This window comes from Solibaculum intestinale, assembly GCF_040096205.1.
Classification (GTDB): Bacteria; Bacillota; Clostridia; order Oscillospirales; family Acutalibacteraceae; genus Solibaculum_A; species Solibaculum_A intestinale.
On the sequence record NZ_JBBMFD010000003.1, the window covers coordinates 16,954 to 42,169 of the forward strand.

General features: G+C 57.1%; 26 protein-coding genes and 1 tRNA gene. 14 read left to right on the top strand and 13 right to left on the bottom strand.

Annotated features, from left to right (window positions below; translation table 11 throughout):
• The first annotated feature begins 103 nt into the window (after positions 1-103).
• The 6 genes from WMO26_RS03015 (at position 104) to pgsA (ending at position 6,069) form a co-directional block, all read left to right on the top strand.
• Positions 104-1,183: a DUF1385 domain-containing protein gene (locus WMO26_RS03015; protein WP_349218059.1), complete on the top strand. Its 1,080-nt coding sequence runs from the start codon at positions 104-106 to the stop codon at positions 1,181-1,183.
• Entirely contained in the window at positions 1,180-2,070 is an 891-nt protein-coding gene (gene prmC / locus WMO26_RS03020; RefSeq protein WP_349218060.1) for a peptide chain release factor N(5)-glutamine methyltransferase, read from the top strand. The genes WMO26_RS03015 and prmC overlap by 4 nt, the downstream gene beginning before the upstream one ends.
• Positions 2,071-2,231: 161 nt before the next feature.
• Positions 2,232-3,419, top strand: coding sequence for a recombinase RecA (gene recA, locus WMO26_RS03025; protein ID WP_349218061.1), 1,188 nt, complete (start codon positions 2,232-2,234; stop codon positions 3,417-3,419).
• Between the two features lie 84 nt (positions 3,420-3,503).
• Positions 3,504-4,148 carry a regulatory protein RecX gene (locus WMO26_RS03030; protein ID WP_349218062.1) on the top strand — a complete coding sequence of 215 codons (645 nt, stop codon included), beginning with the start codon at positions 3,504-3,506 and terminating at the stop codon, positions 4,146-4,148.
• On the top strand, positions 4,138-5,484 hold the full coding sequence (gene rimO, locus WMO26_RS03035; protein ID WP_349218063.1) for a 30S ribosomal protein S12 methylthiotransferase RimO: 1,347 nt from the start codon (positions 4,138-4,140) through the stop codon (positions 5,482-5,484). Before WMO26_RS03030 ends, rimO begins: the two co-directional genes overlap by 11 nt.
• Before the next feature lie 18 nt (positions 5,485-5,502).
• Positions 5,503-6,069 carry a CDP-diacylglycerol--glycerol-3-phosphate 3-phosphatidyltransferase gene (gene pgsA / locus WMO26_RS03040; RefSeq protein WP_349218064.1) on the top strand — a complete coding sequence of 189 codons (567 nt, stop codon included), beginning with the start codon at positions 5,503-5,505 and terminating at the stop codon, positions 6,067-6,069.
• Between the two features lie 195 nt (positions 6,070-6,264).
• Here pgsA and WMO26_RS03045 read toward each other — a convergent pair whose 3' ends face one another.
• Both WMO26_RS03045 and WMO26_RS03050 read right to left on the bottom strand, forming a co-directional pair.
• Positions 6,265-7,269, bottom strand: a complete 1,005-nt coding sequence (locus WMO26_RS03045) for a hypothetical protein (protein ID WP_349218065.1) — start codon at positions 7,267-7,269, stop codon at positions 6,265-6,267.
• A 69-nt stretch (positions 7,270-7,338) separates the two neighbouring features.
• Entirely contained in the window at positions 7,339-8,079 is a 741-nt protein-coding gene (locus WMO26_RS03050) for a histidine phosphatase family protein (protein WP_349218066.1), read from the bottom strand.
• Positions 8,080-8,347: 268 nt separating this feature from the next.
• Here WMO26_RS03050 and typA point away from each other — a divergent pair, with 268 nt between their 5' ends.
• Both typA and WMO26_RS03060 read left to right on the top strand, forming a co-directional pair.
• Positions 8,348-10,168, top strand: a complete 1,821-nt coding sequence (typA, locus tag WMO26_RS03055; protein WP_349218067.1) for a translational GTPase TypA — start codon at positions 8,348-8,350, stop codon at positions 10,166-10,168.
• Between the two features lie 11 nt (positions 10,169-10,179).
• A complete protein-coding gene (locus WMO26_RS03060; protein ID WP_349218068.1) occupies positions 10,180-10,611 on the top strand; it encodes a GNAT family N-acetyltransferase in 432 nt (143 codons plus the stop codon).
• A gap of 22 nt (positions 10,612-10,633) precedes the next feature.
• Here WMO26_RS03060 and WMO26_RS03065 read toward each other — a convergent pair whose 3' ends face one another.
• The gene (locus tag WMO26_RS03065) at positions 10,634-10,894 is read right to left on the bottom strand and encodes a helix-turn-helix domain-containing protein (RefSeq protein WP_349218069.1); all 261 of its coding nucleotides are present in this window, start codon (positions 10,892-10,894) and stop codon (positions 10,634-10,636) included.
• A gap of 155 nt (positions 10,895-11,049) precedes the next feature.
• Between WMO26_RS03065 and WMO26_RS03070 the strand changes: the two genes are divergently transcribed.
• The 3 genes from WMO26_RS03070 (at position 11,050) to WMO26_RS03080 (ending at position 12,420) form a co-directional block, all read left to right on the top strand.
• Entirely contained in the window at positions 11,050-11,355 is a 306-nt protein-coding gene (locus tag WMO26_RS03070) for a DUF6794 domain-containing protein (protein ID WP_349218070.1), read from the top strand.
• 281 nt (positions 11,356-11,636) lie between these two features.
• Complete coding sequence (locus WMO26_RS03075) at positions 11,637-11,840, top strand: helix-turn-helix domain-containing protein (RefSeq protein WP_349218071.1); 204 nt, start codon at positions 11,637-11,639, stop codon at positions 11,838-11,840.
• A gap of 151 nt (positions 11,841-11,991) precedes the next feature.
• Entirely contained in the window at positions 11,992-12,420 is a 429-nt protein-coding gene (locus WMO26_RS03080) for a hypothetical protein (RefSeq protein WP_349218072.1), read from the top strand.
• Positions 12,421-12,506: 86 nt separating this feature from the next.
• Here the strand turns inward: WMO26_RS03080 and WMO26_RS03085 are convergent, their stop codons facing one another.
• From WMO26_RS03085 to WMO26_RS03100, 4 genes are all read right to left on the bottom strand, one after another.
• Positions 12,507-12,884, bottom strand: coding sequence for an MmcQ/YjbR family DNA-binding protein (locus WMO26_RS03085; RefSeq protein WP_349218073.1), 378 nt, complete (start codon positions 12,882-12,884; stop codon positions 12,507-12,509).
• Positions 12,885-13,054: 170 nt separating this feature from the next.
• Positions 13,055-15,346: an AMP-binding protein gene (locus WMO26_RS03090; RefSeq protein WP_349218074.1), complete on the bottom strand. Its 2,292-nt coding sequence runs from the start codon at positions 15,344-15,346 to the stop codon at positions 13,055-13,057.
• A gap of 37 nt (positions 15,347-15,383) precedes the next feature.
• A complete protein-coding gene (locus tag WMO26_RS03095; protein ID WP_349218075.1) occupies positions 15,384-15,587 on the bottom strand; it encodes a hypothetical protein in 204 nt (67 codons plus the stop codon).
• Between the two features lie 188 nt (positions 15,588-15,775).
• On the bottom strand, positions 15,776-16,288 hold the full coding sequence (locus WMO26_RS03100) for an amidase domain-containing protein (protein ID WP_349218076.1): 513 nt from the start codon (positions 16,286-16,288) through the stop codon (positions 15,776-15,778).
• 152 nt (positions 16,289-16,440) lie between these two features.
• Between WMO26_RS03100 and WMO26_RS03105 the strand changes: the two genes are divergently transcribed.
• A tRNA-Gly gene (locus WMO26_RS03105) sits at positions 16,441-16,516 on the top strand.
• A 179-nt stretch (positions 16,517-16,695) separates the two neighbouring features.
• Here WMO26_RS03105 and WMO26_RS03110 read toward each other — a convergent pair.
• The gene (locus tag WMO26_RS03110; RefSeq protein WP_349218077.1) at positions 16,696-18,090 is read right to left on the bottom strand and encodes an MATE family efflux transporter; all 1,395 of its coding nucleotides are present in this window, start codon (positions 18,088-18,090) and stop codon (positions 16,696-16,698) included.
• A gap of 478 nt (positions 18,091-18,568) precedes the next feature.
• Here WMO26_RS03110 and def point away from each other — a divergent pair, with 478 nt between their 5' ends.
• Entirely contained in the window at positions 18,569-19,024 is a 456-nt protein-coding gene (gene def / locus WMO26_RS03115) for a peptide deformylase (RefSeq protein ID WP_349218078.1), read from the top strand.
• A gap of 49 nt (positions 19,025-19,073) precedes the next feature.
• Here the strand turns inward: def and WMO26_RS03120 are convergent, their stop codons facing one another.
• The 3 genes from WMO26_RS03120 to WMO26_RS03130 all read right to left on the bottom strand — a co-directional run bounded on the left by WMO26_RS03120 (position 19,074) and on the right by WMO26_RS03130 (position 22,158).
• Complete coding sequence (locus tag WMO26_RS03120; RefSeq protein WP_349218079.1) at positions 19,074-20,567, bottom strand: UDP-N-acetylmuramoyl-L-alanyl-D-glutamate--2,6-diaminopimelate ligase; 1,494 nt, start codon at positions 20,565-20,567, stop codon at positions 19,074-19,076.
• Between the two features lie 112 nt (positions 20,568-20,679).
• Positions 20,680-20,907 carry a helix-turn-helix domain-containing protein gene (locus WMO26_RS03125; RefSeq protein WP_349218080.1) on the bottom strand — a complete coding sequence of 76 codons (228 nt, stop codon included), beginning with the start codon at positions 20,905-20,907 and terminating at the stop codon, positions 20,680-20,682.
• A gap of 1,023 nt (positions 20,908-21,930) precedes the next feature.
• Positions 21,931-22,158: a helix-turn-helix domain-containing protein gene (locus WMO26_RS03130; RefSeq protein WP_349218081.1), complete on the bottom strand. Its 228-nt coding sequence runs from the start codon at positions 22,156-22,158 to the stop codon at positions 21,931-21,933.
• 135 nt (positions 22,159-22,293) lie between these two features.
• Here WMO26_RS03130 and WMO26_RS03135 point away from each other — a divergent pair, with 135 nt between their 5' ends.
• The gene (locus tag WMO26_RS03135) at positions 22,294-22,596 is read left to right on the top strand and encodes a DUF6809 family protein (RefSeq protein ID WP_349218082.1); all 303 of its coding nucleotides are present in this window, start codon (positions 22,294-22,296) and stop codon (positions 22,594-22,596) included.
• 25 nt (positions 22,597-22,621) lie between these two features.
• Here the strand turns inward: WMO26_RS03135 and WMO26_RS03140 are convergent, their stop codons facing one another.
• Together WMO26_RS03140 and WMO26_RS03145 are read right to left on the bottom strand one after the other, a co-directional pair.
• Positions 22,622-23,833, bottom strand: coding sequence for a lipid II:glycine glycyltransferase FemX (locus WMO26_RS03140; protein WP_349218083.1), 1,212 nt, complete (start codon positions 23,831-23,833; stop codon positions 22,622-22,624).
• 3 nt (positions 23,834-23,836) lie between these two features.
• Positions 23,837-25,081, bottom strand: a complete 1,245-nt coding sequence (locus tag WMO26_RS03145; RefSeq protein ID WP_349218084.1) for a lipid II:glycine glycyltransferase FemX — start codon at positions 25,079-25,081, stop codon at positions 23,837-23,839.
• Positions 25,082-25,216: the final 135 nt, after the last annotated feature.

The window sequence follows — 25,216 nt, forward strand, 5'->3', positions numbered from 1 at the left end:
TGGTTGAATAGCACGCGAGAATGGATTATAGTATACATAACCGGTATACAAAATCCGGCAATTGGCCGTATTTATGGGTACGGCCGGATTACGGGGGAACGCAATGGCAAAGGAAAAGCGGAAAAAGAAACAATATACCTCCATCGGCGGGCAGGCTCTGATTGAAGGAATTATGATGCGCGGCCCGGGGCATTCTTCCATCTCGGTGCGCCGCACCGATGGGGAAATCGTCACCGAATACCTGGAGGCGGCCTCCCTTCGGGACCGGCATCCGATTTTAAAAATCCCGCTGCTGCGCGGAGTAGCGGCTTTCATCGAGTCGCTGATGGTCGGGTTCAAGGCGCTGACCAAGTCCATGGAGCTTTCGGGCTTGGCGGACTTAGAGGACGACGACGAAGAGCCCTCTAAGTTTGAAGCTTGGATTACCAACACGTTTGGGGATAAACTGTTTGGTGTTTTGACGGGAATCGCCACCGTGCTGGCGGTGATCTTAGGGGTGGGCCTGTTCTTCTTTGTGCCCAGCCTGCTCTTTAACGGGCTGCAATCGCTGGTGGCGGCGGATCTTTCCGGATGGCGGGCGCTATTCGAAGGGGTCCTCAAGATTGTGATTTTCCTCACCTACGTGATTCTTATCTCTCAGATGAAGGAGATCCACCGGGTGTTCGAATACCACGGGGCGGAGCACAAGACCATCTTTTGTTTTGAAGCAAACGAGGAACTGACGGTGGAAAACGTGCGCAAGCAGCGCCGGTTCCATCCCCGCTGCGGCACCAGCTTCCTGCTGACCATGCTGCTGGTGGGTATTCTGGTGTCCTATATCCTGGCGGCCACCACCACCCTTGACGACAACATTTGGCTGTGGACGCCCATGAAAATCCTTCTGGTACCAGTGATTATGGCGCTGGGCTTTGAATGCATCAAGCTCGCGGGCAAGTACGACAACCTGTTTACCCGTATCATTGCCGCGCCCGGCCTTTGGATGCAGCGCATCACCACCAAGGAGCCCCACGACGATCAGATCGAAGTGGCGATCATGGCTTTAAAAGCGGTTCTTCCGGGCGGGGAAGTTTACCTGACCAAGAAGCCGGAGGAGGATACCGCGTCTGAAGAAGGCGGTTCGGCCCTGAAGGAAGAGGCGGCACCGGAACCCCCGGTTTCGCCCCAGGAGGAAGCGGTACAATGAGCAGTTACCGGCAGGAATATGCCTGGGCAAAAAAGCTGCTGACGAAGGCAGGGTGTGAAAGCCCTGCCTTCGATGCGCTTTGCCTGTTTTCCCACGCCTTCGGTATGGACCGGACAGGGCTTGCCCTTTCTGGGGATAAGGAGGCCGATGGGGAAAAAGTCCCTTCCTTTCGCGGTCAGGTACGCAGCCGGGCGGGCGGATACCCCCTGCAGTACCTGCTGGGGGAATGGGAGTTCATGGGTCTTCCCTTCTCGGTGGGAGAGGGGGTTCTCATCCCCCGGGCGGACACGGAGCTTCTCTGTGAAACCGGGCTCTCCTTTTTAAAGGGGCGGCGGACCAAGCGAGTGCTGGAGCTTTGCGCGGGTTCGGGCGCGGTGGCGGTTTCTTTGGCCCATTTTGACCGGGACGCCCAGGTAACGGCCGTGGAAAAATCTCCCCAGGCTCTTTCCTATCTCCGGCAAAACGTCGCTCGGCACGGAAGCCGGGTGACGGTGGCGGAAGGGGATGTGCTGGTAAAACCGGCGCAGGACGCGGTATACGACCTGATTTTGTCTAACCCCCCCTACATCCCGGCGGGGGAAATCGGGAGGCTAATGAAAGAAGTGTCCTTCGAGCCGCGCATGGCGCTCGACGGCGGGGAGGACGGCCTATTGTTCTATCGGGCCATTGTGACCCATTATCCGTCCCTTCTCTGCCCGGGCGGGATGCTGGCGGTGGAGATTGGTGCAGAGCAAGGTGAGCAGGTACGGCGTTTGTTCGAAGAGGCCGGGTTTTCCCAGGTTGCGGTGGGCCGGGATCTGGCCGGGCTCGACCGGCTCGTGAGCGGGATTTGGCCAGGCGGAAAACGGACGGCCCAGGTTTGCAATTTCGACCGGAATACAGTATAATAGAATTCGTATGGATAGGAATTGGCTTCGGCGGCATTCTGCCGTTTTGGGAGCCTGTAACGACAGCCGAAAGCCCCTTCTTTCTTCTGCGCAACCAAAAGGGGCGTTTTTACATTGGGATTATTTAGCCGGGCGCGCAGCGGCGGAATGGGGCGAAACATATGGCAGCAGAAAAAGGCAGCAAGAGTTCGGTCACCCCGGCGTCCGACCGGAAAAAGGCGCTGGAAACGGCCCTTTTGAGCATTGAACGGCAGTTCGGCAAGGGCGCGGTCATGAAGCTGGGACAGAACAGCGGCATGCAGGTAGAAAGCATTTCCACCGGCTCTTTGGGGCTGGACCTGGCCCTTGGCATCGGCGGCGTTCCGCGGGGACGGATCGTGGAAATTTACGGCCCGGAATCCTCGGGTAAAACCACCCTGGCGCTGCATGTGGTAGCCCAGGCCCAGAAAGCGGGGGGCGAAGCGGCGTTTATCGACGTGGAGCACGCGCTGGACCCGGTTTACGCCAAAGCTTTGGGGGTGGACATCGATTCCCTCCTGGTGTCCCAGCCGGATACGGGCGAGCAGGCTCTGGAAATCACGGAGGCGCTGGTGCGCTCGGGCGCTCTGGATGTGGTGGTGGTGGACTCGGTGGCGGCTCTGGTCCCCCGGGCGGAAATCGACGGGGAAATGGGCGACTCCCATGTGGGTCTCCAGGCCCGCCTGATGTCTCAGGCGCTGCGCAAGCTGGCGGGCGCCATCGCCAAGTCCAACTGTGTGGCTATTTTCATCAACCAGCTGCGGGAAAAGGTGGGCGTGGTATACGGAAACCCGGAGGTGACGCCGGGCGGACGGGCGCTCAAGTTCTATTCCAGCGTGCGCATCGACGTGCGCCGCATCGAAACGCTCAAAAGCGGCACGGAAATGATCGGTTCGCGCACCCGGGCGAAGGTGGTCAAGAATAAGGTGGCCCCTCCCTTCCGGGACGCGGAATTCGACGTGATGTACGGCCAGGGCATCTCCAAGGTGGGCGAAATTCTGGACTTGGGGGTCAAGCTGGACGTGTGCCAGAAAAGCGGTTCCTGGTTTTATTATAACGACATGCGTCTGGGTCAGGGCCGGGACAACGCGAAGGTTTTCTTAACCGACAACCCCGACCTTGCCGACGAAATCGAAGAAAAGATCCGTCAGAACGCGGATAAGCTTTCTCCTTCCCGCGCCAAGGCCAAGGCGGCGGAGGAAAAGAAAGCGGCGGCAGCCGCTTCCCCTGCGGCAAGCGCCCAGGCGCCTTCGGCCCCGTCCGCACCGGTTCCCACGCCGGCCCGGGCTTCCAAAAAGCCCAGCGTGGACATTCTGGTGGACGACGAGTAAGCAGAACAGACCATAAGGACCCACGCCCCTCTTGCGGGCGGGAAAAACGCGGGGGCCTTCAAAGCGTAAGGAATGACGATTCTCATGAAAATTACTTCCATCAAAAAACGAAAGAATCGGATGTACTCCATTTGGTCCTACCCGGACCTGGTGGCGATGCTCGACGCCGACACCATCGCAAAGGCCGGGCTGCGGGAGGGCGTGGAAATCAGCGAAGAGGAGCTTGACGACCTCAAAGAGAAATCCCTGTTTCACTGCGCGAAGGAACGTGCCCTGGGCCTTCTTTCCCGGCGGGAGCATTCCCGCTATGAGATCGTCAACAAATTGAAAAATTATTACGAGCCTGGACTTGCCCAGGCGGTGGCAGACCATCTGACTAATGCCGGCCTGCTCGACGACGGCCGCTTTGCCCAGCTGTATGCCCAGGAGCTCATCGAAAAGAAATACTATGCTCCCACCCGGGTGGAGCGGGAGCTTCGCAGCCGGGGCATTGACCGGGAAACAGCAGGAGTGGTGCTCGACGCCATTGAGGTAGACCCCCAGGAGCGCATCACCGCTTACTTAGACCGGCGGTGCTACGGGAAGCTGAACACCGACCGGGAGGTGAAGCATGCCTTTTCCACCCTTTATCGGCTAGGCTGGCGGTCGGACCAGCTCAAGCATGTTTTGCACGAGTATATGGAGAAAAACGGGATCGCGACCCATATAGGAGGAACGGATGAACCATAAGGTAGGAATGATTTCGCTGGGATGTCCAAAGAACTTAGTGGACGGAGAAATGATGCTGGCGAAGCTCAGGCAGGCGGGTTTTCAAATCGTCACCGATGTGGACGAGGCGGACGCCATCATTGTCAATACCTGCGGCTTTATTGAAGACGCCAAGAAGGAAGCCATCGACAACATCTTGGAAATGGCCCAGCTCAAGCAGGAGGGAACCATCCGCGCGGTAGTGGTGACCGGCTGCCTGGCCGAGCGCTACCGGGAGGAAGTCAAAAAGGAAATCCCGGAGGTGGACGCGGTCATCGGCATCGGTAAGAACGCGGACATCGCCCAGGTGGTGACGGACGCTTTGGCGGGAACCCAGACGGAAGCTTTCCCGCCTAAGGACCGCCTTTGCATGAACGGCGAACGGGTTTTAGCCACGCCGCCCTTCTGGGCTTACCTGCGCATTGCCGATGGGTGCGACAACCGCTGTTCCTACTGCGCGATTCCCATGATCCGGGGACGGTTTCGCAGCCGGCCTATGGAGGAAATTTTGGAAGAGGCCAAAACCCTTGTGAAAAACGGGGCGAAGGAGCTCATTCTCATCGCCCAGGACACCACCCGTTATGGGGAAGACCTGTATGGGGAACTCCGTTTGCCTCTGCTCCTTCGGGAACTGTGCAAAATCGACGGCCTTTCCTGGCTGCGTCTGCTATACTGTTATCCGGACCGGATCACCGACGAGCTTCTTTCGGTGATGGCGCAGGAGGAAAAGGTGCTTCCTTACCTGGACCTTCCTTTGCAGCACGCGGATTCGGCCATCCTGCGGGCGATGAACCGCACCGGCGACCGCCGATCTTTGACCAAGTTAATTCAGCACATCCGGGAAATGGTCCCGGATGTGACTTTGCGCACCACGCTGATCGTGGGATTTCCCGGCGAGGGCGGCAAGGAGTTCGCTACGCTAGCCCAGTTTATCAAGGACGTGCGCTTCGATCACCTGGGCTGCTTTACCTATTCGCCGGAAGAGGGAACCCCTGCCGCAGCGATGGGTTCCCAGGTTCCCGAGGACGTGAAGCAGCGCCGCCAGGAGATTATTATGGAAGAACAGTCCCGGATTGTGGAGCGGCGGCTAAAATCGAAAAAGGGAAAGACGATGCCGGTGCTGGTGGAAGGCTTCGATGCCTATGCCGAGTGCTGGTACGGCCGTACGGCGGCAGACGCGCCGGATATTGACGGCAAGGTGTTTTTCCACGTCAAGGCCCCAGTTTCTCCCGGCGATCTTCTGCCTGTAACCGTCACCGGGTACCTGGATTATGACCTGGTGGGCGAAGAAGCGGAGGACGGCCCGCGCAAATCGTAAGTAAAGGATGGCCAGCCGATGAATACACCCAACAAACTAACCATCGTGCGCATTGCTATGTCGCCGGTTTTTTTGTTTTTCCTGCTGATGCCTGCAATCCCTCACCATTTTCTGATCACCGCGGTGGTGTTTGCCCTGGCCTCGCTGACCGACATGATCGACGGAAAGCTGGCGCGGCGCAACAACCAGATTACCTCCTTCGGAAAGTTTCTAGACCCGCTGGCGGACAAGATCATGATCACCTGCGCGCTTATTGGGTTTGTATCGCTGGACCTGATCAGCCCCTGGTTTGCGGTGATCATCCTGGTACGGGAATTTTTGGTGACCTCCCTGCGGCTGGTGGCTTCCGGCCAGGGCAAGGTGATTGCGGCGAACTTTTGGGGAAAGATGAAGACCGTCAGCCAGATTACGGCGATCCTGGTGATTTTGCTGGTGGAAGAGGCCGCGTCTTTGCACCTGCTTGAGTCCGGCTTCCTGCCAACCCTGATCAACACCATCGCCATCTCCATCGCTACTCTCTTTACCATCGTCTCCGGTATTCAATACCTGATTCTCTACAAAGAGTACATCGATTATAAAAATTAACTTTGCTTTTCAAGGCCGCCCGGTAAAACGGGCGGCCCTTTTCCTCATCGGATTTCTTCCTGCTCATGGAGTTTCCCGGAGAAACCCCGCCTGCGGGATCCGTTAAGAGCGAGCTCTCACGGGCCAAAGCAGTCTGCCTGCTGTAATCACAAAAAGCACCCGGCTGCGAAACGGGTTTCGCAGCCGGGTGCTTTCTTATCCGAACATGTGAAGACGCGGCACCGATACGGATTTTTCATAGATCTTCTTCGTTCTTCCGCCTGGGAGGGCCGCGCTCTGCATATCTTCATGACTCTCCCCCTTTTCGGCTTCCTGGTTCAATACCTGGGCAAGGGACGCAAACTCTTCCGGCAGTTCGGTAAGCCACCCCACCGAATGGGCGGTAAAGTCCTCCACCCGGCGACTGTACAGGTTTGAGGAGATGGAGAGCATGATATCGTCTTCACATACGCTCTGGGCAAGCTCCTTGACGGCGGCGTTCTGGCCGTCCGGGTCGTAAAGGTCTTTGGCGCCGAACAGATGCAGAAGCTCGTGGGCATAGGCCGCCGGGCAGATGTAATAAGGATGGGAGGCGTCCTCGTTAAAGAACATCACCAAATGCTCGGCCTGGTACTTTTCCTCATTTCCTCTATGGAAAGGAAGCGCATAGCTGCGCCCCGGCTTATTGAGATGGACAATGGCCGCCACATTGTCGTACGCTTCTCCGGCCTGTTTGACGGCGTCCTCCAGCAACGCGGCAAAATCCGCAAACCCATTCTGGGGAAGCATCTGGTCGGTCCACTGGTAATACTCCAGATTGTCTTCCACCGCCTGGTCGAAGGTCAGGTAATAGGAGGCCAGCTTGTCGGTCTGCGTCAGCCGAATTTCCTGCCCATAGCGGGCGGCTTCCTCGGTCAAAAAGGCGAAGGCCTCTTCGAGCATCTCCATAGCGTCGGTGCGGGACTGGCTGTCCCACTGACTCTCCGCGTCGGACAGGAAAAGGTTGACCACCAGGGTGCTGCCGGTCAGAGTCTTAGCGCTGCCGGCTTCTCCCCAGGTTTCGGACAGGGAGATCTTGCTTTCCGGCGCCAAGGAGGAGGGCACCGAAGAGGAAGCTGCCGGCGGGGACGGCGCATGGTCCGGCGGGGCAGAGGAAGGGACGCATCCGCCCAGCACCAAAAGGCAGGCAAGAAGCAAGCCGGTCAGTTTTTGTCTTTTCACGGTATGTCCCCTCCATTCCGGAATTATATTCACAGAGATTTCAACAGCCTGTTGAAAACAGTCTCTTCTTTACGGCTCGTCCCCTTTTCTCTCCGGCGCTTCGTCTTTTGGTTCCTCCGGCCGGCCGTACGCCCGGTCTGCCGCCTCTCTGGCCACGTCCAGAATGATCTTCTGCTCGTCCGTCCGCTGGAGACCGTAGCCCAAGGGAAGCATCTGATAGGCCTCCACCACCTGGCCGCTCATCCACAGGCTGGGGGTTACCCGTAAACTGTAGCCGTGGCCGTTTTGGCACATCCAGTCGAAAAAGTTGGCCCGCGGAAGACCGAAGGCCGCCAGGATGGACATGATGGTTCCTCCGTGGGCCACCACCACCGCAGAAGTGGTGCCGGTTTTCATCAGCTCCTGCACCAGCTCAATGAAGGCGTTGCAGCAGCGGATCTGAAAGTCCACCCCGCTCTCCCCTTCAGGAGGCGCGCCGGTTCCCCCTTCCTCCATCCACTGAATAAACCGGGGATCCTGTTCCAGTTCCTGGGCGCTCTTCCCTTCAAACACCCCGAAGCTGCATTCGGAGAAGCCGGGCACCAGGGTGGGATCCGCTTCCGGGTAGAGCACCTTCATGGTCTGCTTGCAGCGCAGAAGAGGGCTGCAAAAATACCGCTGGGCCTGGGGGTACTGATAGCGCTCCTTTAGCTCCAAAAGCTGGCGCACCCCTTCGGGAGCCAGAGGCTGGTCGGTGACGCCGATATACTGGCCCTTTAAATTGCCGTCGATGACGCCGTGACGGATGAGATGAATCTGGTATGTTTTCATTCTATGCGGTTTCCTTTCGCAATGTGTCTTTTCGCCTGCATGTTGCCGGGATTTATGCGTATAACAACATTATATCTGAAAAGGACCGATTTGCAAGGGACGGGATTTATTCAATCCTTCTATTGTAACCGGGTGGGGATTGTGCTAGAATTTATAAGTTAAAGGCAAGAAAAAGAGAACGGCGTCCCCAGGGCGAAGCCATACGGCCCCAGCGCCCCTTTGAGGAAAACCGGACGCGTCTTGGAAACCGACGGAGGGAACAAAGAACATGGCAAAACGGGAAGACATTCGCAACGTGGCGATCATCGCCCACGTTGACCACGGAAAAACCACGCTGGTGGACCAGCTGCTCAAGCAGAGCGGTATTTTCCGGGAAAACGAAGCCGTGCAGGAGCGCGTGATGGACAACGGCGACCTGGAACGCGAGCGCGGCATTACGATTTTAAGTAAAAACACCGCCGTCAAGTACGGCGACGTGAAAATCAATATTGTGGACACCCCCGGCCACGCCGATTTCGGCGGCGAGGTAGAGCGCATCCTGATGATGGTGGACGGGGTTTTGTTGCTGGTGGACGCCTTCGAGGGCTGTATGCCCCAGACCCGGTTCGTGCTCAAAAAGGCGCTGGGGTTGGGCAAGAAGCCGGTAGTGGTAGTCAACAAGATCGACCGGCCGGGTGCACGGCCTCTGGAAGTGGTGGACGAGGTACTCGACCTGTTCATCGAGCTGGGAGCGGACGACGACCAGCTGGAATTCCCGGTGATCTACGCCTCTGGGCGGGACGGGTACGCCACTCTGGACCCGGCGGTGCCGGGCACGAACATGGTGCCGCTGTTCGAAGAAATCCTCAAGCACGTCCCGGCCCCGGAGGGGGACCCGGACGGCCCGCTGCAGATCCTGTTTTCCTCCATTGAGGCGGACGACTATGTGGGCCGCATCGGGGTGGGCCGCGTGGAGCGGGGCAAGGCGAAATACGGCCAGGCAGCGGTTTTGTGCCGGCAGGACGGGACCACCCAGGCCTGCAAGATCACCCGGCTTTACCAGTTCGAAGGGTTAAAGCGGGTGGAAGTGGAGGAGGCGAGCCTGGGCGACTTAGTGTGCGTGGCGGGCATCCCTACCCTCAACATCGGCGAAACCCTCTGCGCGCCCGACTGCCCGGAGGCTCTGCCCTTTGTAAAGATCGACGAGCCCACCGTCTCGATGAACTTTTTGGTGAACAACTCTCCCTTTGCCGGGCGGGAGGGCAAATACGTCACCTCCCGCAACCTGCGCGACCGGCTCTTTAAAGAGGTGGAGACCAACGTTTCCATGCGGGTGGAGGAGACCGACTCGGCGGACACCTTCAAGGTTTCCGGCCGGGGCGAGCTGCACCTGTCCATCCTCATCGAAACCATGCGCCGGCAGAATTTCGAGTTCGCGGTGTCGCCCCCGAAGGTCATCATGAAGGAGATTGACGGGCATCTGTGCGAGCCCATGGAGCTGCTGATGATCGAGGTGCCGGAAAACTATGTGGGCGCGGTGATGGAAAAGCTGGGCTCGCGCAAGGCGGAGCTTCTCAACATGGGCACCCGGGAAACCGGCGTGACCCACCTGGAATTCCGCATCCCTTCCCGGGGCCTGATGGGCTACCGGCAGCAGTTTTTGTCCGATACCAACGGAAACGGCATTTTAAACCACATCTTCGACGGGTATGAGCGATTCAAAGGGGAAATCCCCCGCCGCATGCAGGGCTCCCTCATCGCTCACGAATCGGGCACCTCTACCGGCTACGGCCTGTTTAATGCGCAGGACCGGGGTACGCTGTTCATCGGCCCGGGCGTGGAGGTGTACGAGGGGATGATCGTGGGCGAGTCCCCCAAGAACGAGGACATTGTGGTAAACGTGTGCAAGAAAAAGCACGTGACCAACATGCGCGCCGCCGGCTCGGACGACGCGCTCAAGCTGACCCCTCCCACCAACCTCAGTTTGGAGCAGTCGCTGGAGTTTATCAACGACGACGAACTGGTGGAGGTCACTCCCAAGAGCATCCGCCTGCGCAAGGCGATCTTGTCGAAAGAGCTGCGGATGAAATCCGCCAGCAAGGCGAAGTAAGGCGGAGGATGATGGAAAAGAAGTGGATCGCCCCTAACGGGGACATTGCCGACGCGCTGGCGGTGCGCTTCGCGGTCTTCTGCGACGAACAGGGTTACACCCGGGAGCAGGAGGTGGACGAGGCGGACAAGACCGCCTGGCATGTGGTCTTCTATGGAAAGGACGGGACGCCGGCGGCCACCGGCCGGGTGCTCGACGAAGGTGGCGGCGTTTTCTATATCGGGCGTATCTGCGTATCGCGCTCCCTGCGGGGAACCGGTGAAGGACGGGCGCTGGTGGAAGCGCTTATGGAAAAATGCCGGGCGCTGGGCGCAAAGGAAATCAAGCTGGACGCCCAGGTGCGGGTGAAGGGCTTTTACGAGAAGCTGGGTTTTTCGGTGTGCGGCGAAGAGCACATGGACGGGCACGTCCCACACATTTATATGAAGCAGCTCTTAGATTAATACAAAAGCGCCCGGGACGGCTTCATCCCGGGCGCTTTTCTTCGTCTTTCCCGCCAGGCTCTTCTTTGCGGGGCACAATGTCCTCATCGGTGAACTCAAAAATGTCCGCCGGGGTGCACTGGAAGATCTGGCAGAGGGCCTCGATGTTTTCCCTGCTGATGGACTTAACCTGATTGTCGATCATCCGGCGAAAGCTCTGGTAGCTCATGTTGAGCTGCTTGTAAAGCCAGTATTTGCTTTTGCCTTCCTTTTCTAAGAGTTCATGAACCCGAAGCTTGACCATATTTCGATTCCCCCCGCTTATCTGATGATAATAAAATTATACCAACCTGGTAATGCTTTCCTCTAGACGATTGCATTAGTTATTGCAATCGTCTTGGTTTTTTGTGGCAATTGGGGCGATGATAAGGAAAACAGGAAAAAGAGGAAGGATGCCCCATGCCAACGGATTTGTACACCGCAATCTGCGGCTGCTTTCCGGTTTTGGACGGCTGGCTGCCCGAGAAACAGCGCAAGCGGCTGGCGCAAATGAGCCCCAACGCCTTACAGGCGCAGTACAAGGGCCTGCTTAGGCGCATCCGCACGTCCCTGCTGGGCCCGCTTGGGCCGCTTTCCCGGGCCTTTATCGACGATGGGATTCGGGAGCCCGAGGACATGGCCCTGCTCGTCCTGCTGGAATACCACGCCTACCGGCTGGACCTGCTGGAGGCGGAGCAGCGGCGGGAAACCGACAGCGGCATGTGAATTTTATTCACATGCCAGAAAGCGAAGCTGTGGTGAGTGCGTGAATTATATTCACGCACTCACCACATATTTTTGCAACTACCTTTCTTTTTTGCTTCTTATAGCCATATTTCCATTGTGTTGGGTGATAATATATGAAAACTAGCATTTTTGAAGGCAAATATATTAACAGGTTATCGCTTAACGCTATTATATCGTTTATCAATTCAAAAAGCAATAGCTAAAAGCTATAAATTACATTATTGCTCTAAATCGTTTATACTCTTATTGGGTGATAAATTATGGAGAACTATAGACTTATAATTAGAAAAAAGCGTAAGCAGTTGGGTCTTAGCCAAAATCAGCTTGCAAGAGCGGTTGGAATATCTCAGCCGTTTATGAACGAAATAGAATTAGGAAAGAAAAGCCCTTCTGTTGAGGTTTTGATTAAAATCTGTGAAGCCTTGGATATTCCTTTTCTTGGGCAGGAAAAAGAGGACCTTTAATATGTAAGGAAGCGCTTGGGTTTCCCTATCTATCTTTTTTCTTTGTGTATATTCCCGCCTTTTTCGCGCATACTACATCCGCCCCATTGCGCGCCGGCGGCGCAGCGGGGCGGACAAACCACTTTTCGCCGGGGAAATGGCGGCGAAGCAAATGGACACCAATATCGAATTCTTAAACACTCTCTACCAGACCGCGAAGATGGGCGAGGACAACATCAAAACCATTCTCAAAACCGTAAACGCCCAGGAAATCAAAAGCGACCTGCAGACCCAGATGAACGGCTACAACACCTTCGGTTACCGGGCCCAGCAGTTGATGACCAAGTACGACGACGTTCCCAAGGAAAACGGTCCCATGCAAAAGATGATGGCTTACGCGGGCGTGCGCATGAACACCATGAAAGACGCGTCGCCCTCCCATATCGCGGAAATGATGATCCAGGGCAGCACCATGGGGATCATTGAAGAAACCGAATCCCTCAAAAAGCACCCCGAGGCGGACGAACCCATTCAGCAAATCGCCCGGGACATGATCCAGTTCGAGCAAGACAGCATCGAGCGGCTCAAGCAATACCTGTAACCCTAGGTGCTCCAAATGCGGGCGCGGCGGCCCGGTTCTTTTTACGCCGAAAAAAGGACGGCAATTTGGAATTGCCGTCCTTTTTCCTATGCCTTTCGTTTTTTTATTCTCGGCGCGGTCCGGTCAAAGCTGACGTCCAGCGCCATCTTGACCATTTCTTCCTTTGCGCTGCCGTCCAACGAAATGGAGACCCAGTTGGCCTTGTTCATGTGGTACGCCGGATAGACGCCGGGCTCCGCCCGCAGGGACCCCATCAAAAGAGGATCGCATTTGACGTTTACAATGTCCAGCGTTCCCTCCTCCCTAAGGCCCAGCTTTTCTTTGGAAACCGTCATCAGCAGCGCGAACCACTTGCGGTTGCCCGGATGGCGAAACACCACATTGGCAGGATACCTCTCCCATGGGTGCTCCCCATCCACGCCATAGGTTTGCGCCATGTATTCTTCCCATTCTTCCCGATTCATCCTTTTCATCCTCCAAAGCGTTCGAGCCCGTTTTCCTTCCGTATCATCAGGGCCCCTCCTCGTTTCCACCGTTTGCCGGCGGCCCGCTCCAGCCAAACAGGCCCGGCGGCGAACCTGAGTGGGTTCGCCGCCGGGCTTTCCGTCAGGCCGGGCATTGGCCCAGCCTTTGCTTATTTACTTTGGCCGCGGATCTCCACCCGGCGGATCTTGCCGCTGATGGTCTTAGGCAGCTCGTCAACGAACTCCACCACCCGCGGGTACTTATAAGGCGCGGTGTGGTCCTTGACATAGGTCTGGATTTCCTTTTTCAGCTCCTCCGAGGGCACGTTGCCCTTCGTCAGCACAATGGTAGCCTTGACCACCTGGCCGCGGATGGGGTCGGGCACGCCGGTGATGGCGCACTCGAGCACATAGGGCAGCTCCATGATGACGCTTTCGATCTCGAACGGGCCGATGCGGTAGCCGGAGGATTTGATCAGGTCGTCGGTGCGGCCTACATACCAGAAGTAGCCGTCCTCATCCCGCCAGGCCATGTCTCCGGTGTGGTAGGCCCCGTCGTGCCAGGCGGCCTTGGTCAGGCCCTCGTCCCGGTAATAGCCCTTATAGAGCCCGCAGGGGACTTCCTTGTCGGTGCGCACCACGATCTCCCCTACCTCGCCGGGCTTGGCGAAAGACCCGTCGCCGGTGACTAGGTCAATGTGGTACTGGGGATTGGGCTTGCCCATAGAACCGGGCTTGGGCTCCATGCCGATGAGGTTTGCGATGGCGAGGGTGGTTTCCGTCTGGCCGAAGCCCTCCATGAGCTTGAGACCGGTGGCGCTCAGCCACTGCTGGTACACCTCGGGGTTGAGCGCCTCACCTGCGATGGTGCAGTAGGTCAGGGAGCTCAGATCGTACTTCGACAGATCCTCCTTGATGAAGAACCGGTACATGGTGGGAGGCGCACAGAAGGTGGTGATGTGGTACTTGGCGAACATGGGGAGAATATCCTCCGCATGGAACCGGTCAAAGTCATAGGTAAAGACCGCCGCCTCGCACAGCCACTGGCCGTAGAGCTTGCCCCAGACCGCCTTGCCCCAGCCGGTGTCGGAGATGGTAAAGTGCAGCCCGTCGGGCTTGACGTTGTGCCACCAGCGGGCGGTGACAATGTGGCCGATGGCATAGGTGTAGGCGTGGGTGGCGATTTTCGGATAGCCGGTGGTGCCGGAGGTAAAATACATGAGCATGGGATCGGTGGCAAGGGTGGCGGCATCGCCGGTGGGACGCTCAAACACGTCCGAGCTGCCTTCCAGGCCCTCGTCGAAGTTGAGCCAGCCCTCCCTCGTGCCGTTGACCACGCACTTGATTTCCAGCGTGGGGGATTCGGCCTGGGCTTCGTCCACATAATGGGTCACGTCCCCGTCGCTGGTGCACACCACCGCTTTGACGCCGGCGGCGTTGAACCGGTAGGAAAAATCATGGGTGACCAGCTGGTTGGTGGCGGGAATGGCGATGGCGCCCAGCTTATGCAGGCCTACGATGGCGAACCAGAACTGGTAATGCCGTTTGAGCACCAGCATAACCCGATCGCCCTTCTTGATCCCCAGAGAACGGAAGTAATTGGCGGCCTTGGCGGAATACCGAGCCATATCGCCAAAGGTAAAGTCCCGCTCCTGCTTGTCGTTGGAAACCCAGAGCATGGCCCGCTTATGAGGGCATTTTTTACCCAGCGCATCTACCACGTCGAAGCCGAAGTTGAAGTTCTCCGGGATTTTGAAGCGGATGTCCTTTAAGTAGCCGTTTTCATCGAGGGTTTCGTCCACAAACTGCTTGTAAAGAAGCTCCTTGGGCGCCGCAGGCGTAACCGCCTTCTCCTGCTCGGCGACTACCTCCACCGGCTGGGTGTCCGCTCCCTCTCTGCCTTTCATCACAAAGGCCAGGAATTCGCAGTCTTCCCCGCCGACCGCCACCATGCCGTGGTGATGGCTCGCGTCGTAGAAGATGCAGTCGCCCTCCTTGAGGACCTCCACATGGCCGTTTACCTGCACCTTCAACTGGCCCTTGAGCACATAGTCCATCTCCTGGCCCTCGTGGAAGGACAGATGGATGGGTCCCTCCTCCTCTTCCTTCGAATACTTGGCCTTGACCACAAAGGGTTCGGCCAGGCGGTCCTTAAAGAGATAGGCCAGATGCTGGTAGTCGAACTCCCGGCGGCGGCGGATGGGCATGCCCTCTCCTTTGCGCGCCATGGAGTACACCTGCAAATGGGGCTCCTCACCGGAGACGATGGCGGAAATGTCAATCCCGAACCGGGTGGCGCATTTGAACAGGAAGGTAAAGGAAAAATCCTGCTCCCCGTTCTCCTTGGCCAGGTATTCGTCCAAAGTTACGTCGGTGACCTGCGCCATTTCCTCCGGCGTGATGTCCATCATCTGCCGCAGGCCCTTGAGGCGTTCTGCGATTTTCTTGACCTGTGTTTCCATCTGGAAAACCTCCTTATTGCATTGGTTCAACGCTTCTTTACAAAAGAAAAAGCCCCATCTCCACTGAAGAGATGAAGCTCAATACACTCCACGTTACCACTCTACTTGCCGGTCTCTCTCCGGCCACCTTTGCCGTATCCAATAATACGCTCTCCTGTAACGGGAAGAACCCGGTCTCGCTTACTTCACGCCTGACGGTGGGTTGGGCGGACTGCTTGGGGGTGATAAACAGCTGCCACACGTTACCGCCTTGCACCAACCGGCGGCTCTCTGAAAACAGAGATGGCCCTGCCCGTGTCCCCTTCATCGCATTGAACCTATAAATTTCTTACAGAATACACCCAAGCGACTCCCTTGTCAAGAGGGATTTTGTTTTTTCTTTTTGGGGTCGCCTTTGCTGCCGTACCGTTCCTCTCGACTGACGCTTTCTTACACCGGCATCAGGCGGCGCACCGCTTCGATGTGGACAAAACGCACGGCGGTAAACGAATAGCTGGAAAGAGGGCGGCAGTCCGCGTCGCCGGTGTGGGCGGCTAGCAGGATGTGGTCGAGCGTGGGTTTTCCGCGAATCATGACGATAAAGAGGGTGTGGACAAAGTCGCGCCCTTCAAAGGCCAGCTGGACCAGATCCCCTGCAAGCACTCCCTGCCGGTCAGTGGAATAGCCGTAGGGACCGGCCCCGTCGTTGGACACGAGGAAGTGATACAGGCCGGTCGCTCCCGCCCAGGAGGCGGAGCGGTCGCTGGGAGAAATGTAAAACCATCCGTAGGCGGAGCTATAGTTCATAACGTCGCTGCCCGCATAGACGCACTGGGAGGCAAAATTGGTACTGTCGCCCCCGGCTCCCCGGCAAACACAATAATCGGGATTGCGAAAATAGGCCCAGCGGTGGGCATAGGCTACCGCCTTGCTGCGGCTGTAAGGCAATTCCTGCAAAGCCATGGCGAATCCGCCGCCTCCCTTTCCTAGAAAACATATGTCTCTTTTTATTCTATGAATTCGGGTCCGGCTGGTGCCTGGCCAGAAAATTTTTGAAGTCCCGCTCTTGACAAAAGGGAACAAAATGGGTATAATAGCACTCGCACCAAACAAATGCGGACTTAGCTCATCTGGTAGAGCGCCACCTTGCCAAGGTGGAGGTAGCGAGTTCGAGCCTCGTAGTCCGCTCCAAAAAAACCACCCCGGCCGTTTTGTCCGGGGTGGTTTTCGTTTATCCGCCAAATTCCAGCTCATGTAAAACGGCGTTTCCCTCTTTGTCTGGCAAAGGCCATCGGAAACGCCGTCTTTTCGAACATCAAAAAGGGGCTGTGCGCAACTCGTTGCGCACAGCCCCTTTTTTTCGGCCCGCTTTATTCGATTTCCTGTGCGCCGGCCTCCGCCGCTTCCCGGACTGGTTTTCTCTCATCCTGCACCAGCGATTTATTCGCCCACTTGCCCGAGCGGTACCGCAGAAAAGAAATGGTCAGGCCCACGCCCCAGCCCATGGGGATGGACCACCAGATGGAACTCGCTCCCATGAGACTTGCAAACGCATAGGCGCAGGTCACCCGGCAGACGAAGTTGCACAGGGTGCTGGTCATAAAGGCCTTCACGTCCCCCGACCCTCTGAGCAGGCCGTTGGTGCTGAACATGCCGCCCATAAGGATGTAGAACACGGACACCACCCGCAGGTACTCCACGCCTACGTCGATGACGCCCTGGCTCAGGTTCGCATCCACAAACAGGCTCATAAAGTTGGCGCCGAACAGATAAAGGCATCCGGTGATCACAAGGGCGATGACCGCCGTCATCACCAGCGCCGCCCGGTATCCCTTGCGGACCCGCTCCGGCTTACCGGCGCCGATGTTCTGAGCGGTAAAGCTGGAAACGGCGTTGGAAATGTTGAGCATGGGCAGCATGGCGATGGAGTCGATCTTGGTGGCGGCGGTGTACCCCGCGACCACGACACTACCGAAGCTGTTGACCAGCGCCTGGACAAAGAGCATGCCCATGGAAACGATGGACTGCTGAATCATGGAGGGCACCGCAATGCGAAGCATCCGGGTAAGCATGTGCACGTCATACAGGCGGTGAGAATCCGTGGTTTCCATCCGGCGAAGCCGGCGCAGCAGAAAAATCAAGGACAGCACGGAGGACAACCCCTGGGCGATCAAAGTCGCCCAGGCGACCCCTGCCACCCCCATCTGGAACTGGATGACAAAGAGCAGGTCCAGCCCGATGTTGACCACCGACGCGATGGCCAAAAACACCAGCGGCGACTTGGAGTCGCCCAGGGCGTTGAAGATGGCGGTCAGGGTGTTGTACAAAAACAAAAAGCCCGCGCCTAAAAAATAAATGTTCAGATAGGCGGCGGAATCGGCAAAGATGTTCTCCGGCGTGCCCAGCAGGTGCAGGATGGGCGTGCTGATGAGCAGGCCTACGGCCATGAGCACCAGCCCCAGCCCGCCGATGGAGAACAGGGAGGTATAAATGGCCGTCTTCATTTCCCCGTACCGCCTCGCTCCGAAGAGCTGGGAGATGACCACCGAACAGCCTGTACTCGCCCCAATGGCGATGGCCACAAACAGGAAGGTAATCGGGTAGGACGCGCCTACGGCCGCCAGGGCGTCTGCGCCCACAAAGTTCCCCACTACCACCGAGTCTACAATATTATAAAGCTGCTGAAACAGGTTGCCGAGAATCATCGGCATCGCGAAGAAAAACAGGATTCTTGACGGCGAGCCCACCGTCATGTCCTTTACCATAAGCCTTCTCTCCCTTTCCTGCCCTTCCAAAGGCAAGAAGGACAGTTGGCGGCGAAGGCAGAACCCTTCGCTCCCAACTGTCCTACCCGGTTCACCTGGCCGGGACCGTTCTTTCCTTGGCTTTCCGCCCGGCCCGCGCCGCAGGCGGATGGAAAACCTTTGTTATTCTTATTGTAACACGCTCGCTTCAAATGTCAACCGGATTGCCTTTTTGGCGGATCCATCTCTTTTTAGGATAAAATAAGCCACATTCCGCAGTGTTTTTTCTTCTTCGGCGTTCTTTCCCCTTCGCTTCTCTTGTTTTCCTTGCGGGCATTGCTTGTGAAAAAGCGATGCTTGGCAGAAAGAACGCCGCCCGAAGCCAGAACCATGGGTTGACAAGGAGAGCGCAAGAAGCTACACTAAAACTGTGGATATTCCGTTCCCCCTGCGGGAACCGCGATCCATAGAACACGTTCAGACAAAGGAGTTAGAACCAATGGCACTTCGTGAAATCGTATTATACGACGACCCGGTACTGCGCAAGAAAAGCCGCCCGGTCGCCGAGGTCAACGATAAAATCCGTCAATTGCTCGACGATATGGCCCAAACCATGTACCATTCTCAGATCGGCGCCGGGCTGGCCGCTCCCCAGGTAGGCATTCTCAAGCGGCTGGTAGTCATCGACATGGGGGACGGTTTGATCAAGCTGGTTAACCCCGAAATCGTGGAAGCCGAGGGGGAGCAGGAGGTCATCGAAGGCTGTCTGAGCTTTCCAAACCGCTGGGGCAAGCTCAAGCGCCCTTACCGGGTGAAGGTGAGCGCCCTCAACGAAAAGGGCGAACCGGTTACCTTCCACGTAGCCGGGGAAAAGGCGAAATGCTTCTGCCATGAAGTCGACCATTTGGATGGCATTTTGTTCGTCGATAAGGTGACCGAATTCGTGGAGCTGTAAAAATTGCATTCAAAAGGCCGGACGGCATCATGCCGCCCGGCCTCTTTTTTTATCCCGCTACGGTGTCCTCTGCTTCCGGCTGCCCTAAGCGTAGCGCCGCGTAATGGCGGATGAGCTCCCGTTCGCAGAAGGGAACCCGTTGCCCATGAATCAGCTGATAGTCCTCATGCCCTTTGCCGGCAAAGAGAAGGATGTCCCCTTCCTCGGCCATGTCCACCGCGTACTTGACGGCCGCCGCCCGGTCGGGGATGGTCACGTACCGCCCCTTGGCCTCCCCCATCCCCTTCTCCATGTCGGACAGGATGGACATAGGATCTTCGTTGCCGGGGTTGTCGCTGGTGAGGATGCAGTAGTCGCACAAGCGGGCCGCCGTCTGGGCCATAGCCGCCCGGCGCAACTGGGACCGGTCCCCCACCGACCCGAACAGGCAGATGAGCCGTTTGGGGTGATATTCCCGCAGGGTCTCCAGGATGGCGTGCATACTCACCTCGTTGTGGGCAAAGTCCAGCACCACGGTGCAAAAAGGCAGCGCGTCCACCAGCTCCACCCGCCCGGGGATGGCCGCCTTCGAAAGCGCCCGGGCCGCCGTGGGCAGGGATATCCCCAGGTGCTGGCCCACCGCCACGGCCACCAGCGCGTTGTACACCGAGAACCGCCCCGGCTGGTTTAACCGGAAACCCTGGGTGCCCAGCGGGGTTTCGCCCGCAAAGTCCACCCCCAGAAAGCCCGGCTCCCGGACGAGCCGGATGTCCCGCCCCCGGTAGGCGCAGCCCTCTGAAAGGCCGTAGCCGATGAGCTCACAGGTGGCGGAAGCTGTGATTTCCTTTACATGGGGGTCGTCGAAGTTCACAAGCCCCAGGTCGCACTGCCTGAAAAGCTGGGCCTTCCAATGCATGTAGTCGGCAAAGTCCTTGTGTTCGGTGGGGCCGATGTGGTCGGGGGACAGGTTGGTAAACACCCCGATCTGAAACTGGATGCCGGCCACACGCCCGGTCATCAGCCCCTGGCTGGACACCTCCATGCACACACACTCGCATCCGGCCTTCACCATCTCCCGGAAGGTCTTCTGGATTTCGTAGGACTCAGGGGTGGTGTTGACAGTCTTATAATGGATTTCCCCGAAATGCACCCCGTTGGTGCCGATGATGCCGGTCTTGACCCCGCCCGCCTCCAGCACGCTCTTGATGAGGTGGGTAACGGTGGTCTTGCCCTTGGTGCCGGTGACGCCGATGACGGTCAGCTCCTTGGCCGGGTCCCCGAACAGGTTGCGGGACATGACGGCCAGAGCCGCCCGGCTGTTTTTTACCAGGGCCACCGCCGCGTCTTCGGGCAGGGACAGGGGCCGCTCGGCCACGAATAGGCGGCAGCCCCGGTCATAGGCGGCCTTGGCGTAGGCGTGGCCGTCCGCCGCCGCGCCGGGCAGGCAGACGAACACGTCCCCGGGCTCGGCGATGCGCGAGTCGTACACCAGGTCCTGGGCAACTAGGTCGGAAGAAAGGTCGCCGGCGTAGCCGGTGCCCTGTAACAGTTCGCAAAACAGCATGGGGCAACACTCCTATCGGGGAATTCCCTTGTAGTTTTAGTATACCGCGCGCAGGCGGCGAAGAGGGGTCGCATTCGGTCGAAGGCGGGAATGATGCAAATATTCTGAAACTTCACATCCGCTCCCGCTTGTCCGACAGGCCCAAAAGGTAATCGGTAGAAACGGAAAAGAATCGTGCCAGCAGAATCAGCTTTTCGATGGAGGTGGAACGCTGGCCGCCCTCGATGGTGCTGATGGCCTTATGAGAAAGGCCCACCACCTGGCCCAACTCCTTCTGGCTCATGTCCTTCTCCTGGCGCAGCTGCCGAACTCTTTCTCCAAATAAAATTTCTTCCGTCACACAATTTCCTCCTTGACATTTACCTCAAAGTAGATTATACTATTCGTGCAATCTACTTTGAGGTAAGCACATGCTCCTATAACGAATTTGTATTATAGCAGATAAAAGCGATTTTTCTCCTTAAAATGTACTTTTCCAAAGCTCTTTTGTTGTTCCTTTCTTTTGCGCTGCCGAAAGAAAGGAACACGAAATCAGGTTGAAATCTCGGACGGCAGGGACCGACTGCGACAAAGCTGAAAACGGATTTTTTGCAAAACCCGGTATAAGAAAGGCTGGCAAATCATAGGGCTGGCTTTTTCCCTTGAAACCCTCTTTTCAAATGGCCTTTTAGAGTGCCCCTTTCTTTTGCTCCGCCAAAAGAAAGAGGCGAAAGAAAAGGCGGCGGGAGGGGGAAAAAGACGCTAGAATCCGGGACACAAGTTTTTCCCCCTTGAAAATCCCCCTCTCATCGGAGGAGGGCAAGGGGAAGAAAACAAGATTTGGTGAAATACAGTCACAGAATCCCGTCAACCGGCAACTTCGGTTGTGACTCCCTTTCACAAGCCCGGCCGAGCGGACAGAGGGATTCTTAAGGGAGAAAAACCTTGCCCCCGAACTTTACGCCGTTTTTCTCCCTTAAGTTGCCCTTTCTTTGGTTCGTTTCTTTCGGCAACGCGAAAGAAATGAACACGAAATCAGGTTGAAATCGGACGGCAGGGACCGACTGCGACAAAGCTGAAAACGGATTTTTTGCAAAACCCGGTATAAGAAAGGCTGGCAAATCATAGGGCTGGCTTTTCTCCTTGAAACCCTCTTTTCAAATGGCCTTTTAGAGTGCCCCTTTCTTTTGCTCCGCCAAAAGAAAGGGGCGAAAGAAAAGGCGGCGGGAGGGGGAAAAAGACGCTAGGGACGGGGACACTTGTTTTTCCCCCTTGAAAATCCCCCTCTTATAGGAGGAGGGCAGGGGGATAATACGGCAGTTATTGTGAAATATAATCACAAAGCCCAGCGCATATTTGTGAAAGATCAGAATATTCTGATCTTTCACATTCTCTCCCGCTTGTCCGACAAACCCAAAAGGTAATCGGCGGAGACGCCATAGAACTCCGCGATTCTGGCGAGCATTTCAAGGGAGGGCTGGCGCTCGCCATTTTCCCAACGGCAAACTGCCTGTTTTGTTACCTCCATCGCAATGCCGAAGCGTTCCATCGTAAGATTTTGTTCTTTTCGCAACGTGTAGAGCCGCTCACAAAATTTTTTAGGTGAAAACACGGAATACCCCCTTGACTGTTGTCACATTGTCAACTATAATAAGAGTTGTCAATATGACTACTTTTAAAATCTCACATAGTTTTACAAATTCATATATAATATCCTTCATTATATCATAAATCAGGGGGAATTCCTATGAAAAACATTCTCGAGGACCTGTTCGAAGGGGACTTGGCGGGACGAAAGGAAACCTTTTCCGACGACCCCGCTTACCAGGAAGCCATCGACTGGGTGGTGCGCACCGAGGACGCCCTGCGCGCCGCCCTTCCCGCGCCCAAGCTTTCCTTGGCCGCCGCTTTTGCCGACGCGCAAATGGAGCTCACGTGTCTCACCGAGCGGCGGGCTTTTGTGACCGGCGTGAGACTCGGCGTGCGGCTTCTACGGGCCATGGAGGAGGACCCCTGGGCCATCGCCGAACCCAAAAACGCCTGCGGGTAGAATCCGCAGGCGTTTTTCCATTCTGTTAACCCTTTTTCCCCACCGAACGCAGCTTTTTCATGGCCGACCGGGCAGCAGGCAGCCCCTTGTCAAACAGCTTGTATTTGACAGGGCTCACCACCAGGTCGAACTCCCCGATAAACTCCAGCACTTCCGGGGCGAACTTCTGCTTGAATTCCGACAGCGCGTCGTCCAGCGTTCCTTCCACGCCGCCCAGGTTTAAATAGTCCACCCGGTCCTCCATGCAGTCGAGCATGACCTGGTAAAGCATTCCGTTGGGCGTGGAAAGGTTGGGGAGCAGGCTTAAGTCCGACCCGCCGTAGAGATACTCCGCCACCCGGATGCCCTCCCCCTTGGGCGGCATCACGAACAGCCCGCCGCACAGGGAAACCACGTCCCCCCGTTCCTTTCGAGCCTCCTGGGCTTGGTCTCGATTGCGGGTGTTGCTTTCCACGTTCTGCCCCTTGTCGATGCAGCCCTGGGTGTAGGCGATGAACTGAGGCAGGTTCACTTTGCCGTAGTACACCACCGTGTCTTCCCCAAACGCGTCCCGGATGGAACGAAAATAGTCCGCGCTGCGCAAAAGCACGTTCTGGCGCTTTTCGGTGCAGCCGATGAGGCGGGCAAACTCGCTCAAATCGTCCTCCGGCCCGGCCTTTTCGAAGAATACGCCCCGGTTTTTGTGGTAATTGCCGATGTAGCTGCGGGCCCCTTTTTTGAAGGACTTGAGGAGGGCCTTGGGGTCTAAGGGATTGTGCTCCTCGTCGGTCAGGCGCACTGCCATATTGAACCGGGGGTTAAAATAATCGTGCAGGCTTTTGCCGAAGCCCTTGTGGACAAAGCCGGCGGCTTGCAGGTTTGACAAGACCGCCTGGGGGTCCGTCCCCCACCGGTCGGAGTTTAACACAAAGGGGTCCAGCTTCACCGCGAAGGCGCCTTGGCTTTTTGCGTAGTCCTTCATCCCCTGGGCAAACTGCGCCACCGCTTCCCGGTCCTCATAGTCGAGCAGGAAGCCCCGGGGGGAATAGCAGAGCTTTAAGCCCATAGGCATGGTCCTTGTGAGGATGAGGGCGGCGGCAATTACCGTATCGTCCCGGTACAGGCCGCAGAAGGCGTGGCCCCAGTTGCTTTTTACCGTTTCCCAGCCGGGGCGCTGGGTCAGAGGGACCAGGGAGGCTTTTTGCAAATAGGCCTCGTATTCTTTCCGGGGCAGGTTTGTGACAAACCGGTATGCCATGATTTACCCCTCCTGGTGGTCTTTTTGTTTGGCGCGGCTGAGCTTGCGGGAGGTGCGGCGCACCTTCTGCATCACCTTGCGCATGGCGGGCAGGTACTTGGTGAACAGGTGGTACTGCACAGGGCGGACCACCAAATCGAATTCCCCGATGAGCTCGAGCATTTCCGGGGAAAATTTCTGCTTGAATTCGTAGAGGGGCGTGTCCATACTGCCCTCCACGCCGCCTAAGTTGCAGTAATCGTACCCGGCCTCAATAAAGTCGCACATGGCGGCGTAGAGCATGCCGTTGGAGGTGGAGAGCCGGGGGAACAAGGACAGGTCGTTGCCAGCATAGAGGTATTCGGCGAACCGGTACCCTTCTCCCTTGGGCGGCAGCAGGAAGAGGCCGCCGCACAGGGTGACGATTTGCCCCCGCTCTTCCTTGGCCTTCTTCGCTTCCTCCAGATTGGCGGTGTTCTTCTCCACGTTCTGGCCCTTGTCGATGGCGGCCTGGGTGAAGGCGATGTATTTGTCTAAATCGAGCCGGCCGTAATAGACGTCCATCTTGTCCCCGAACGCCTTCTTGATGCCCCTAAAGTATTCCGCGTTTCGCAGCACCACGTTCTGGCGCTCCTCGGTGCAGGCCACCATGCGGGCAAACTCGCTCAAGTCGTCCTCCGGCCCGGCCTTTTCGAAGAACACGCCCCGGTTTTTCTGATAGTTGCCAATGGTGGCGCGGGCGTCCTTGCGAAAACTCTTTAAGAGGGCCTTGGGGTCTAAAGGCTGGCGGTTTTCATCGGTCAGGCGCACCGCCATCTGAAAGCGAGGCATGAAGTAGTCGTACAGCGTGACGCCGAAGCCCTGGTGAAGGTACCCTTCCGCTTTGAGGTTTTCGAAGATGGGGGCGGGGTCCACGCCCCAGTGGTCGTTGTTGAGGATAAAGGGGTCGATCTTGATGCAGAAGGCTTTCTGGCTTTTGGCGTATTCCCGGGCGCCCTCGGTGAAGCGGTGGAGCACCTCTTTGTCGGTATAGTCGAGCAAAAAGCCGCGGGTGGCGTAGATAATTTGAAAGCCCATGGGCAGATCTCTGGTCAGAAGCTGGGACGCGGCCACCAGCTTATCGTCCCGGTACAGGCCGCACAGGGCCGGACGCCAGAAGCTCTTGGCCACGCCCCATTCCGGGCGCTGACCGTAGGGCACCATGGGTACGTGCATCAGAAACTCGTCGTATTCTTCCTTGGGAACCTTGGTGGAAAATCGGTAGTTCATCATTGCCTCCCTATACGATTCCGGCCGGTTCTGGCCGGTTCTTTTCACATTTGGGCAGACTTTGCCGCAGTTATTTCTATATTCTTCTTTATTATACCGGCTGCCAAACGGGAACGCAATGGATGTTCTGAGACA

What these genes read in the sequence shown, in the direction of transcription:
- recA (WP_349218061.1), top strand. Translation starts at nt 2,232, where the DNA reads ATGGCAGCAGAAAAAGGCAGCAAGAGTTCGGTCACCCCGGCGTCCGAC.
- def (WP_349218078.1), top strand. Translation starts at nt 18,569, where the DNA reads ATGGCACTTCGTGAAATCGTATTATACGACGACCCGGTACTGCGCAAG.
- WMO26_RS03100 (WP_349218076.1), bottom strand. Translation starts at nt 16,288, where the DNA reads ATGGCTTTGCAGGAATTGCCTTACAGCCGCAGCAAGGCGGTAGCCTAT.
- WMO26_RS03080 (WP_349218072.1), top strand. Translation starts at nt 11,992, where the DNA reads ATGGACACCAATATCGAATTCTTAAACACTCTCTACCAGACCGCGAAG.
- WMO26_RS03015 (WP_349218059.1), top strand. Translation starts at nt 104, where the DNA reads ATGGCAAAGGAAAAGCGGAAAAAGAAACAATATACCTCCATCGGCGGG.
- typA (WP_349218067.1), top strand. Translation starts at nt 8,348, where the DNA reads ATGGCAAAACGGGAAGACATTCGCAACGTGGCGATCATCGCCCACGTT.
- WMO26_RS03065 (WP_349218069.1), bottom strand. Translation starts at nt 10,894, where the DNA reads ATGGTCAAGCTTCGGGTTCATGAACTCTTAGAAAAGGAAGGCAAAAGC.
- WMO26_RS03050 (WP_349218066.1), bottom strand. Translation starts at nt 8,079, where the DNA reads ATGAAAACATACCAGATTCATCTCATCCGTCACGGCGTCATCGACGGC.
- rimO (WP_349218063.1), top strand. Translation starts at nt 4,138, where the DNA reads ATGAACCATAAGGTAGGAATGATTTCGCTGGGATGTCCAAAGAACTTA.
- WMO26_RS03110 (WP_349218077.1), bottom strand. Translation starts at nt 18,090, where the DNA reads ATGGTAAAGGACATGACGGTGGGCTCGCCGTCAAGAATCCTGTTTTTC.
- WMO26_RS03120 (WP_349218079.1), bottom strand. Translation starts at nt 20,567, where the DNA reads ATGCTGTTTTGCGAACTGTTACAGGGCACCGGCTACGCCGGCGACCTT.
- prmC (WP_349218060.1), top strand. Translation starts at nt 1,180, where the DNA reads ATGAGCAGTTACCGGCAGGAATATGCCTGGGCAAAAAAGCTGCTGACG.
- pgsA (WP_349218064.1), top strand. Translation starts at nt 5,503, where the DNA reads ATGAATACACCCAACAAACTAACCATCGTGCGCATTGCTATGTCGCCG.
- WMO26_RS03090 (WP_349218074.1), bottom strand. Translation starts at nt 15,346, where the DNA reads ATGGAAACACAGGTCAAGAAAATCGCAGAACGCCTCAAGGGCCTGCGG.
- WMO26_RS03075 (WP_349218071.1), top strand. Translation starts at nt 11,637, where the DNA reads ATGGAGAACTATAGACTTATAATTAGAAAAAAGCGTAAGCAGTTGGGT.
- WMO26_RS03030 (WP_349218062.1), top strand. Translation starts at nt 3,504, where the DNA reads ATGAAAATTACTTCCATCAAAAAACGAAAGAATCGGATGTACTCCATT.
- WMO26_RS03085 (WP_349218073.1), bottom strand. Translation starts at nt 12,884, where the DNA reads ATGAATCGGGAAGAATGGGAAGAATACATGGCGCAAACCTATGGCGTG.
- WMO26_RS03140 (WP_349218083.1), bottom strand. Translation starts at nt 23,833, where the DNA reads ATGGCATACCGGTTTGTCACAAACCTGCCCCGGAAAGAATACGAGGCC.
- WMO26_RS03145 (WP_349218084.1), bottom strand. Translation starts at nt 25,081, where the DNA reads ATGAACTACCGATTTTCCACCAAGGTTCCCAAGGAAGAATACGACGAG.
- WMO26_RS03060 (WP_349218068.1), top strand. Translation starts at nt 10,180, where the DNA reads ATGGAAAAGAAGTGGATCGCCCCTAACGGGGACATTGCCGACGCGCTG.
- WMO26_RS03070 (WP_349218070.1), top strand. Translation starts at nt 11,050, where the DNA reads ATGCCAACGGATTTGTACACCGCAATCTGCGGCTGCTTTCCGGTTTTG.
- WMO26_RS03135 (WP_349218082.1), top strand. Translation starts at nt 22,294, where the DNA reads ATGAAAAACATTCTCGAGGACCTGTTCGAAGGGGACTTGGCGGGACGA.